General features: G+C 57.2%; 9 protein-coding genes. 4 read left to right on the forward strand and 5 right to left on the reverse strand.

The window, feature by feature from the left end:
- Window positions 1–75 precede the first annotated feature (75 nt).
- Complete coding sequence (locus IQ273_RS09755; protein ID WP_194022978.1) at window positions 76–4,305, reverse strand: DEAD/DEAH box helicase; 4,230 nt, start codon at window positions 4,303–4,305, stop codon at window positions 76–78.
- A gap of 366 nt (window positions 4,306–4,671) precedes the next feature.
- On the opposite strand from IQ273_RS09755, the gene IQ273_RS09760 reads away from it, so the two are divergent.
- Both IQ273_RS09760 and IQ273_RS09765 read left to right on the forward strand, forming a co-directional pair.
- Complete coding sequence (locus tag IQ273_RS09760) at window positions 4,672–4,959, forward strand: Asr1405/Asl0597 family protein (protein WP_194022979.1); 288 nt, start codon at window positions 4,672–4,674, stop codon at window positions 4,957–4,959.
- A complete protein-coding gene (locus IQ273_RS09765; protein ID WP_194022980.1) occupies window positions 4,956–5,552 on the forward strand; it encodes a (2Fe-2S) ferredoxin domain-containing protein in 597 nt (198 codons plus the stop codon). Before IQ273_RS09760 ends, IQ273_RS09765 begins: the two co-directional genes overlap by 4 nt.
- 332 nt (window positions 5,553–5,884) lie before the next feature.
- Here the strand turns inward: IQ273_RS09765 and IQ273_RS09770 are convergent, their stop codons facing one another.
- Window positions 5,885–6,421 carry a Dps family protein gene (locus IQ273_RS09770; RefSeq protein ID WP_194022981.1) on the reverse strand — a complete coding sequence of 179 codons (537 nt, stop codon included), beginning with the start codon at window positions 6,419–6,421 and terminating at the stop codon, window positions 5,885–5,887.
- Window positions 6,422–6,742: 321 nt separating this feature from the next.
- Between IQ273_RS09770 and IQ273_RS09775 the strand changes: the two genes are divergently transcribed.
- Window positions 6,743–7,258: a Fur family transcriptional regulator gene (locus tag IQ273_RS09775; protein WP_228052692.1), complete on the forward strand. Its 516-nt coding sequence runs from the start codon at window positions 6,743–6,745 to the stop codon at window positions 7,256–7,258.
- Window position 7,259: 1 nt separating this feature from the next.
- Here the strand turns inward: IQ273_RS09775 and IQ273_RS09780 are convergent, their stop codons facing one another.
- The 3 genes from IQ273_RS09780 to IQ273_RS09790 form a co-directional block, all read right to left on the reverse strand.
- Complete coding sequence (locus IQ273_RS09780; RefSeq protein ID WP_194022982.1) at window positions 7,260–7,979, reverse strand: DNA-3-methyladenine glycosylase; 720 nt, start codon at window positions 7,977–7,979, stop codon at window positions 7,260–7,262.
- Window positions 7,961–8,851 carry an AEC family transporter gene (locus IQ273_RS09785; RefSeq protein WP_194022983.1) on the reverse strand — a complete coding sequence of 297 codons (891 nt, stop codon included), beginning with the start codon at window positions 8,849–8,851 and terminating at the stop codon, window positions 7,961–7,963. Before IQ273_RS09785 ends, IQ273_RS09780 begins: the two co-directional genes overlap by 19 nt.
- Before the next feature lie 251 nt (window positions 8,852–9,102).
- Entirely contained in the window at window positions 9,103–9,573 is a 471-nt protein-coding gene (locus IQ273_RS09790; RefSeq protein WP_194022984.1) for a DUF4079 domain-containing protein, read from the reverse strand.
- A gap of 258 nt (window positions 9,574–9,831) precedes the next feature.
- On the opposite strand from IQ273_RS09790, the gene IQ273_RS09795 reads away from it, so the two are divergent.
- The coding region (locus tag IQ273_RS09795; protein WP_397197472.1) for a tetratricopeptide repeat protein at window positions 9,832–10,806 on the forward strand (975 nt) is incomplete at its 3' end.

Below are 10,806 nucleotides of genomic sequence, written 5' to 3' on the forward strand. Positions count from 1 at the left end.
AACCGGGTTTCTGTGGTTGAGACATTACCCCTTGTCTGCACAGCCAAGAAACTCGGTTTCTCTGGCGAGAACCTTCTATCCCTCGCTGATCAAGCGGAGCAGTTGATCGGTGGAGATCTTGCCGCTCATGTCGGCCCCTTCTAGCAGACCGTCGGCCAGGTCGCGTTTTTGCTTGTGCAAATCGACAATTTTTTCTTCAATCGTATTTTTGGCTACCAGGCGATAGATGGTGACCGGGCGCTGCTGACCGATGCGGTGGGCGCGATCGCTGGCCTGATCTTCCACTGCTGGGTTCCACCACGGGTCCATGTGAATCACGTAGTCGGCGGCAGTGAGGTTGAGCCCGGTGCCCCCCGCCTTCAGGCTAATCAAAAACACGTCGCCCTTGCCCGCCTGAAAGGCATCGACCCGCTTTTTGCGATCCTTGGCGGGGGTGCTGCCGTCGAGGTACTGGTAGCTAATGTTTTGCCCGTCGAGAAACTCGCGCAGAATACTGAGGTGATCGACAAATTGGCTAAAGACCAGCGCTTTGTGGTTGTTTTCTAACAACTCTTCCATGATTTCGCCAAAGGCTTCGAGCTTGGCGCTGGGCAGGGCGGTAGTGCCTTTGACCAGGCGGGTATTGCAGCAGGCGCGGCGCAGCTTCATAATTTCGGCCAGCACCTGCAGGTGTTTGGTGCCTGCTTCCACGTCGGGGTCAGCCAGTTTTTCAATAGCATCCCGCCGCAGCGCCTCATAGAAGGCCATCTCCTGGGCACTGAGTTCGACCTGTAGGGTAATTTCCGTGCGGGCAGGCAGCTCGTCGAGCACCTGGGTCTTGGTGCGCCGCAGAATAAAGGGCTGAATCAGTTTTTTCAGGCGGTTACGGGCCGCTTTGTCCTGGTTGCGCTCGATCGCATTGGCAAACCGCTGACTAAACTGATCCTGCGACCCTAACAGCCCAGGGTTAATGAACCGAAACAGGTTCCACAGCTCGCCCAGGTGATTTTCGATCGGGGTGCCGGTAGTGAGAATTTTGAACCCGCCCTGAAGCTTCATCGCCGCTTTGGAGCGTTTAGTGGCAGAGTTCTTAATCGCCTGGGCTTCGTCGAGCACGATGGTCTGCCAGGTGACCTGGGCCAGCATTTTAGCAACGTCATCCTGCTGTAAGAGACCGTAGCTGCACACCACCAGGTCGAAGGGGTTAAGCTCGTTGAGAATTTTTTGGCGATCGCCTGTGCCAAACTGAATTGGGTTGAGCGTCGGCGCAAACTTTTCGGCCTCGCTGAGCCAGTTCATGCACACCGAGGTGGGGGCAATGATCAGCGTTGGCCCCTGCGGCGCGCGGGTAAGAATCACTGCTAGCGCCTGCAGGGTTTTGCCCAGGCCCATGTCGTCGGCCAAGCAGGCTCCCACGCCCCAGTGGGCTAGCCGGGCCAGCCAGTTAAACCCTTCGATTTGGTAGTCGCGCAGCTCGGCTTGTAGCGTCGAGGGCAGCTCGGGCTTGAGATCCTTCGCTTCCTTGAGGCGTTTGAGGTGGTCTTTCCAGTGTTTATCGGTTTTGAGCTGGCCGACCTCGTCCATCCAGTCTTCCATCGCCAGCCCCGCTAGGGGATGAAAGCGCACCCCGTCGCCGCTGGTTTCAGAATAGGCCCGCAGGTCGTCGAGGCGTTTGCGAAACTCCTGGGTGAGGGCGAGAAACTGACCGTCGGCTAGCTTAATGAACCGACTGGGAGACGCCTTTAGCAGCTCCATCAGCCGCTGCATATCGAGCACCTCGTCGTCGCTAATTTGCAGCTCGCCGCTGGCGGCAAACCAGTCGCGCTGGCGCTGAATTTGAATTTTGAAATTGCTAAGGCTGACCCGATTGGCAATCCGCATTTTTTCGCCTTCGGGCCATTCCACCACGGCCAGATCGCTGATGTCCTGGATCTCCGTCAACAGCTCCAGGCAGGCTTCGGGGTCGTCGATCAGCCACTCACCGGCTTCATCCTCTAGGCGTTGCAGGGTGGGGCAGGCGGTTTCGACGGCCTGGGCCAGGGTTCTCTCGTCTTCTAAATTGCGGTGGGTTTGCAGACGTTGGCCGTCAATTTCGGCGATTACCATTTCGCCGCCGCTGCCGGGGCGGTAGTAGGGGCCATCGTCGCCAAAGGGCCGAGTCAGCAGGGAGACTTTGAGCCCTTCTCCGGCGGGCAGCAGGTGCAGGTGGGGCTGGGGTTGAGCTTCGACTTCCTCGGCGTCGGCCACACCACCGCCAATATCAGAATGTACTGTGACCAGGCCTGCTACGGCGTTGATGGCGGCGAGCACCTGCTCTTTCGCGTTTTCGGGCACCTCCAGGGCATTCTTTGGCCCCAGCACTTCGGCGATGCGGTGGTGGTTGGCGGTAATCTCGATCACCTTGAGCCGGGTGGGGGTTTCTTTGACCAGGGCGATCGCGCTTTTGCCGGCCACCTCTGGGGTGAGCGAAATCGCTAGCTTGCCCGCACTGGTCTGACGCACCAGCAGGGCTGGTTCTCCCGCCACCACCTCTAGCCGAGTCGTAGGCGAGTCTTCCCAAAACACCAGGGGGTGGCCGACCAGGGACAGCAGCGCCTGACCGGGAAATTGGTAGTTGTCGTAGCCGTAGCTGTAGGGATCGCTGGTGAGGTGGGAGCAGATGTCGCGGTCTTGCGGGGTGAGGTAGCTAAAGGATGAGAGCTCGTTTTTGAGGCGTTTGAGGGCGATCGCGCGGCCTTTGCTCCAGCCGCCTTTGACGCTTATCTTCTGCTCCTTGGGCTGCAGCATCCAGGTCTCGGTGGAATAGATTGTCAAAAACCAGGCCAGCCGATATTCGCTGGAAGTAGCCGCCTTCGTCTGGAGCGACGAAGCGGTAGGGTTAAGGCCAATCAGCGCCGTTAGCGACAGCTCCCAAGGCTGTTTTGGCGTAATGATGTCAATTAGGGGGCGAATGCCGGTTTTTTGGCGCAGTTCTGCTGCTTTTTGGCTGTAGATATCATCACCTGTCAGATGGGCCAGCAGCTCGGCGGCCTCTAGGGCAAACCAATCGTACCCAGCGGTGGTAGCGGCCTGGTAAAACTCTTTGGCAACGTCGGGCAACCGTTCCTTGGCATTCTCTAGATCGACCCAATAGAGGCACAGCATGTCGATCAGCGTTTCAAAGCTGTTGGCGTTGTCGAGGCTGCTGACGGGGGTGTTGGTCAGGTAGCGCTTCGCCGCTGTGTTGCCCTGGAGCACTTGGGCAACTTTCTCCAGGCAGCTGTAGATCACGCTCATCCAGTGGCGGTAGCCCTGCTCGGCAATGATGTGGGCATAGCCCTCGGCCTCTTTGAGGTCAGTGATGGCACCAGCCTGAATCAGCGCCACCACCAGAAACAGGCCGGGCACGGTGTCGAAATAGATTTTGCGTTTGCCGGTGCTTTTTTTGAGCAGCTTGAGGGCAACAGCGCCTTCCTCGATGGCTTGGGCGTAGTCGCCCTGTAGGCAGCTGAGCCAGCTCTGGTGTAGCAGCAGTTCGGTGGGGTTGTCGTTGGCGTAGTCTTGCAGGGCGGCATCGGCCTCGTCTAATCGACCTTGGGCAATGAGCTGCTCAATCCAGATGCCTTTTAGTCGCTCGGAGACTGCGCCACCGGTCTGGGCGCAGTCTTCATTCAGCAGGGTTGTAGGTTCTGTCGCTGGGGTGAGGTTGATAAGCGAGCTGAAGCAGAGGTTGCCCAGGGCGGCTTCGTAGAGGTCGGGGTCTTGCTTGAGGGTGAGAAACCAGTCGCGATCGAAGGGGTTGTTGCAGATTAGCTCAAACACCTCTGACATTGAAATGCGGCTAGAGGCGTAGGGGTTGCTGTAGTAGGCCTCAAACTGCTGCTCGATATAGTCCCAATCGTGACGGTAAAGACCAATGCGCACCTCGCGCAAGAACTCGTCTTCGGATTGAAAATAGCGCAGGCTCTGGTTCCAGCCGTGGGTGCGAATGGGGAGTTTAGTCTGCACGGCCTTAACCATGGGTTCAAAACGACCCTGGTGAATGGCGTCACGGGTGGCAATTTCGACCAGTAGCGGATGGCACTGGGGGCCGTGGGCGCTGTGGGTAACCAGCAGCCGCTTGCTGTTTAGGCGAGTAATCAGCGGGTTGAGCAGATGTGGGCCAGCGATTTTAGGTTTTTTGGCGCTCGCTAAATAGAGGTTGAGGCAGTCGAGCAGCTTCACCTTGCCTACGGGGGCATAGATGATGGAATACAGCTGCACCAGCTCTTGCTCTGGCTCGGCAAGCTTTTGGTAAGACTGGACTAAATTGGCGCGGAGGGCGGCGGCTTTTGGGGGGGCAGGCATGGTTGGGGCGATCGCAGAAGACTGCTCGTTAAAGAGATTGTATCGGTCATTGCTGGCTTGGGCTGTGCCTGGCGCACTCAACCTGCTGCTGCTGGAGTAGCAACAGTGCGTTCTTATTGAAAATCTGTTGCATTAATCTCAAAGCTTGGGTATCTTAGTAGTAACGAGAGTCAATAGTGACAATAGCTAATGTCTCCCTAGAGCTGGGCAAAGAAATTTTCAAAAAACGCTGAAATACTGGCTGGCAAAGATACGTAGCCCATAGCCTGCCTGCCCTGTCGGCACCTGCGATCGCTTAGTTCAGAGCCAGTTTCAATAAGTTTGGGCCTTTTGGGGTCGCCACTATGGAGAGTCAGTCGAGTTAATATGCATGCTCTAAAGTCAGATTACGCCGAATCCGGGCCAGACCTTCAAGCCGCTGCCCCAGCCAAAACCGTAGTTGAGCTAGACCGAGTTAACCGGTGGAACGTCTACTGCCGCCTGCAAGAGTTAGACATGGCATGTGAATGCGGCTGCGATCGCCCCCTGGCCGTTGCGATCGACACTCCTGCCGCTGCCATTCAGGTCTGGAGCGTGGTGCAGGCCATCACGCTGCCAAAGCTATCTCTCACTGACCACCTAGAGCGCTGTTGGCAGCAAAGGAATCCGCGATGAAAACCCTGTACGAACCCGCTGTAGCCGATCGCCAATCTGCGCCTCCCGCCGGGCAGGTGCTCAAGGGCCAGTATGCCGGAGCTTATCGTTCTGACAAAGGCAAAATCAAAGGTCTACTGCTGCAGGCCGGTACCGCCGAGTACACCATCAAGCTGCCCAAGTACCTGCGGCCCATGCTGGTGCGCGAACTAAGCCCTGGCGAGTTTGTTCAGGTTTGGGCCTATGCAGAAGGCGATCGCTGGCGGGCCATTAACGTTCTACCCCTGCCCGAGTGTGAGGCTGAGACGCTGCGACAGCAGTGGGAGGCCTTTTCGCCATCTCCATCCTCAGTGACTGAGGCTCAGCCCAAGCAAAAGCGCCTGTGCATGGAGGTGTGTACCAAAGGCAAATGCTACAAACAGGGCGGTCGCCAGCTCCACAGCGCCTTGCAGGATGCCGTAGACAGCGACCCTGACCTGAGCCACGTTTCCATTAAAGCGACGGGCTGCATGAAAGCCTGTAAGCAAGGGCCTAACCTGCGGCTGCCCAATGGCCGTATGCTGCACAGCCCCACCCCCACCGAAGCGCTGTCTCGGGTGAAGCGAAACCCATGAATGCTCAGGAGTTTGACCCCCAGCGGTGGGATCACTGGCTGGTCATTGTCGCCTTTGTCGCCCTGTCAAGCTGGATTATTTGGAAGGTTTATCTCGATTCCTAGGGCGTGAGCGTGAGCGATTTCGTTTTGAAGAATTCTCTAGATAGCGGAGGAACCCCGGCACGACAGATCCCAGGGTTCTTTCTGTGGATAGACCAAGAAACCTGGCCACCCCCACAAGAACCCTGGGATCTCACTCACCAAAACCCTAGGGTTCTCCTTGGCGGCGCACCAGAAAATTCAGCTGTTTACAACAGAACCTTGGGGTCCACTCCGGGTTCAAAACCGCGACTACCAGCCCAGTTTGAGGCTGTCGGGGGTGAGGAAGTGCTCCAGATGGTAAGCCCGCTCCTCGGTTTTCAGCAGAATTTGCTCGTACAGGTAGCGGGTGGCGCGATCGCCCAAACTTTCGGCCTGAGCAGCCAGTCGGCGAATCAACTCAACCAGGGCCTGTTCGGCCTTGAGGTCGTGGTCGATCATGATGCGGCAGCGGTAGGTGTCGTCGTTTTCCATCTCGAAGCAGCACAGCTCGGTCAGCTTGCCAAAGCTCAGGGGTGGAATGCCCCCCAACCCGTGCAGGCGCTCACCCACATCGTGAGAATGCTCTTGGGTGGCCTCGTAGCTCTCAGAGAAGTATTCGTGGAGCATGTAATACTCCGAACCCTCCACCACAAAGTGGTGCTTTTGGTATTGCAACGTCAGGGCCACAAAGCTGGCATAGACCGTGGCCAGTCCATCTACAACGGGCTCTGTAATCGACTTCTCCAGCAGAATTGGGTTGTTTGCAACCTCGCCATAGGTTTGCAGCAGAGTCTCAGTAATAGGCATAAGCATCCCCCTTTGTCAGCAAGTGAAAGCAGCCCCAGCTTTTCAGGGTTGCTTATTGAGCCTAACGTATTTTTTTGGATTTAACTAATAAATTTGTTTGCCTAAAACGTATAGAGAAATGCAGAATTCAGTAGTCAATATGGATAGCGAAAATGATTTTCAATAGTCCTGAATTCTGTATCGAAACTGGTTTTCGATAGGCCAGAACACAATAGCGAGAGCCAGTTTCAATAGCAGCGGCTAGTTTGATAACGCCTGGAGCGATCGCCTCAAATCTATTCTCTAGTATGCCCTTAGCCAGATGGCAAAGTCCTGATTGATATGGCCAACCCAACAAACTTTTTTAACCGCAGCGAAACGACGATGGAATACGATCCAGCTTCGCCAGAACTAAATCAGGAGCCTGAGCTGCTCAAAACCGTTCTCAATAAAGAAGGGTTTCGGTTCACCAGCCAGCGGCAAAAAATCTTAGATTTGTTTCAGTCTGCGGCCCTGGGTCATCACCTTAATGCTGAAGAAATTCATCAGCAGTTGTTAGAACGGGGAGAAAAAATCAGTTTTTCGACCATCTATCGGGCGCTGCACGTGATGGTGCGGCTGGGTCTGCTGCAAGAGCTAGAGCTAGCCGAGGGCCGCAAATATTACGAACTCAATACCCCCTTTATGGACCAGCACCACCATTTGGTCTGCGTCCACTGCGGCAATGTGGAGGAGTTTGAAGACGCCACCATGACCCAGGTGGGTAGCAGCGAAAGTACCTCGCGCGGGTTTTCGCTGCTCAACTGCCAGTTTACGGTCTATGGCATTTGCCCCAGTTGCCAGTCGCTTTTGGGCTAAGTCATGTTTGAACCAGGTGCCGGTAGTAGTGCCAAAGTAAGTGGGCGATCGCGCCGCGATCGGGGTCAAGGTGCGCTGTCGAAATCAACAGCTCCTTGCGAGTAGGGCGACTCTCCAGATTCTGCAGCCGCTGGTAGCCAATTTGAATCGCTAAATCTGAGGCCGGAAAACTGCTCAGTCGCTCCAGGCAAAACAGCAGGTAGACTTCGGCAGTCCAAACCCCAATGCCTTTAATCTGGGTGAGCTGGGCAACAGCGTCTGCATCGGATAGCGTGGCCAGGGTGATGAGATTGAGCTGACCCGATAAAATTGCTGTCGATAGCTGCTGGCAGGTAGCAATCTTGGCGCGGCTCAGCCCCACCTGTTTAAGGGTGAAGTCTGGGGCGGCGGCGATCGCCCCCGGCGTCAGCTCCATTTCTGCTGTTAGCCGCTGAAAAATGGCCTGGGCAGCCCGGGACGACAGCTGCTGCCCCATAATAATGCGCACCAGTGAGGGAAACCCCGCCGCCCAGGTGCGAACGGTGAGGGAGCCAGCTTCAACCTCAATGCGCTGAAAGATGGGATCGCGATCGCACACGACTTCCACCGCCTGCCGCAGCTCAGGGCTGGGCGGCCGTAGCTCGCTATCGAGGGTTCTGGCTACATCACTACGCGGCATCGCAACAATCATCCAAAAATCAGCATCGCCAGTCCAAAATTGCTCTACCGACTGCTGAGCCACAGTACCACCGGCAGGGTAAAAAGACTGAGAAACGTCGAAAGCACAATGGTGCGGGCCACACGAGTGCGATCGCCGCCCAGCTCCGTCACCCAGATCAATGAATTCACCGCCACGGGCATGGCCGCCTGTAGCACCACCACCTGGCGATCGAGCCCCTGCAAGCCCAACCCAGTGCCAAGACTGTAGGCCAAAAGCGGCGATATCAACAGCCGGATTCCCGCTCCTAAAAGCTCGTAGCGGCCAAACACAAACTGGGTGTGGGCCAACTGTATGCCCAGGGTCAGCAGCGCCAGCGGAATTGCCCCCTGCCCTAAGATCGTGACACCGCGTTCTACAGGAACCGGAAAGGCTTCTCCTACTGCCTGGAGGCCGATTCCCGTCAGTGCGGCCCAAAATACCGGCAATCGCAGGGTAAACGTAACCCCTGCCCGTACCCCCGCCCCCTTTAGCACGATGGGAAAAACGCTGGCAATCATGACGCTAGAGCCAACCAAATACACCACCGCTCGCTCTAGCCCCGCATCGCCGAGGGCAAACAAAATGAAGGGCAGCCCCATGTTGCCCACATTGGCAAACAGGGTGGTGGCAATCAGGCTCTTTTGCTCATCGGGTGAAAACTCTAGGCGGCGACCCAGCCCCACGGCCAGCAGATACAGCAAAGCCGTATTTAGCAAAAAGGTGGCGACGATCGCGATCGCACTGCCCAGCGCCAGCGTAGTCTCGGCCAGGCTAGTCAGCACCAGCGCGGGCAGCAGGGCGTAGATGTTTACCCGCGCCAGGGTTTGCATGTCTAGCTCAAAGCTGCGCCCTACCCCAAATCCCACCAGGGCAACCAGGGCAATGGGCAGCATTGCCGAAATCAAAACGTCCATAGACCAGCCATCTTCATGTCATCGCCTATGACATGGTGACGGTTTCTAAGGCGCTATGCGGTGACCTCGACATAGGCGAAGGCAGTAGACGTTTGCAGAACGTCGAGCACGCAATCTGACATGAGAAACCCCGGTTCAAAATAGGCACCAGGTAGGGGCATTGCCGTCGTTGCAATGCCCCTACCTGGTGTAGGTCTAGAATTAGGGTTTTGTGAGCTAGGTTTAGCGTTGAACTCCAATCGCCGCGAGGTCTAGCTGCCTTGCAGATTAGACAGCAGCCGCTGCACAATCTGCATACCGGTCAGCGCTTGCCAGCCAAACAGCCCCACCAGCACTATGTTTAAGCTGATGTGGGTCAGCCGAGCCGTTTCGTTGCCCTTTTGCATAAAGGGTACCAGCGCCGCCGAGCTAGCGATCAGCGTGGCCATGCCCAGGCCCACCAGCAGGTGAGGCCCGACAAACAGCTTGCCCGCCTCCAGGTAGGTGGCCCCCATGCCGCCCACGGTACCAACCACCATAAAGGCCAGTAGGGCAGAGCCAACCTTGTGGTGCTTGAGGGCAAACTTGCCTTTAATTAACTCTTTGCGGGTCTCGGCATCAGCCAGACGAGTGCGGCGAGACTGAATTCCCAAGTAAAGTGCGTAGAGGGTAGTTGCCAGCAGCAGCCACATGATTACGGGGTGAACAAAGTTAAGCCAGGGTTGAATGGTGTCTAAAGTCATAGGGCTCCGTCGTTACAGGTTCCGGCGTTACATTTATTTAACAAAATTATAGGAGCACAGTTTCTGGCTTGGCAAAGCTTTGGTCAGAATAGAAGGATGTGAAGGGGAACCCGCGTGTGATCCGAGCGTCTGGCTTAAAGCATTCTGGGCGCTGCCTCTACGACTCAATGACAGGGAGCATGGCCCTATTGCCCCCATTCACCGCCCCTACTAAGCGCCTCCATCAATTATTAGCTCAACAGTTGCAGGGAGAGTTTCATGCGGCGACCACAGCGTTTTTTTGCGGCTTTGCTGGCCAGTTTGTTAGGGGCCGTGCTGCTGAGCCAGGGGCTGGGGCTACGCCCCGGTTTGGCCGCTGATTCTGAAGTCTGGACAGCAGAATCAGCGACAACCCTTCTAGCTGATACCGAAGATGCGCTTCGGGTTGACCCAGCCGCGCGGCCAGACAATACGCTGCCCACGCCGACCCCAGAGCCGCCCGATGGCACCCTCAAGCTGCCGCCCAAGGAACCGGAGATTCCCGAAATTGGGCCTGAGGCAGATACTGAAGGCGTTCCAGATACCGCCGAGCTGGACGTCGATTCGACTGTGGGGCGAGCGCTGCTGCTGTCGGGCCTTTCGCCTGAGCAGGCCAAGCGCAGCGAAGTGCTGATGCAGGCCGATCGCCTCTACCTGGCAGGCGATCGCGCCGATGCCGAGCTGCTCTACCGGGCTGCCAAAGACCCTGAGTGGCTAGCCGAGACCGGGACAGAGGAGGCGATCGCCCCCCTTATCGACCCCGCCGATTTACCCCCCGCCGGGCAGGTCTACTGGCGCGAGGCCCAGGCCGGGGCCGACTCTGAGTTCCCCAACCGGGTACTGGTGCCGCTGGAGCTGCTGGTCAAAAACTACCCTGAGTTTCTGCCGGGGCAGGCCCTCTACGCCCGCTACCTGGTGCAGAACGATCGCGCTGACGAGGCGCTGGGGGTGCTAGAGGCGGCGATCGCCCGCTACCCCTTCAACCCTGACCTGCTCAAGGCCCAGGCCGAGGTGCAAATGGCCCGCCAGCAGTGGATTGAGGCCGCCATCACCGCCAATCAGTTCGCCATTCTCAACCCCGAGCACCCCGAAGCCGAGGCCATGAGCGCCCTGGCGCGGCAGAACCTCGATCGCTTTCGCGGCGACATGAACCAAACCCTGACCCGCAACCTGGTGTCGAACATTATCACGGGGGCGGCGGGGTACATTCTGACT

Source organism: Nodosilinea sp. LEGE 07298 (assembly GCF_015207265.1).
Classification (GTDB): Bacteria; Cyanobacteriota; Cyanobacteriia; order Phormidesmidales; family Phormidesmidaceae; genus Nodosilinea.

Bases quoted from the DNA above. Each gene is read 5' to 3' on its own strand.
- IQ273_RS09760 (WP_194022979.1), top strand. From the start codon at position 4,672: ATGCATGCTCTAAAGTCAGATTACGCCGAATCCGGGCCAGACCTTCAA.
- IQ273_RS09790 (WP_194022984.1), bottom strand. From the start codon at position 9,573: ATGACTTTAGACACCATTCAACCCTGGCTTAACTTTGTTCACCCCGTA.
- IQ273_RS09765 (WP_194022980.1), top strand. From the start codon at position 4,956: ATGAAAACCCTGTACGAACCCGCTGTAGCCGATCGCCAATCTGCGCCT.
- IQ273_RS09785 (WP_194022983.1), bottom strand. From the start codon at position 8,851: ATGGACGTTTTGATTTCGGCAATGCTGCCCATTGCCCTGGTTGCCCTG.
- IQ273_RS09770 (WP_194022981.1), bottom strand. From the start codon at position 6,421: ATGCCTATTACTGAGACTCTGCTGCAAACCTATGGCGAGGTTGCAAAC.
- IQ273_RS09775 (WP_228052692.1), top strand. From the start codon at position 6,743: ATGGCCAACCCAACAAACTTTTTTAACCGCAGCGAAACGACGATGGAA.
- IQ273_RS09755 (WP_194022978.1), bottom strand. From the start codon at position 4,305: ATGCCTGCCCCCCCAAAAGCCGCCGCCCTCCGCGCCAATTTAGTCCAG.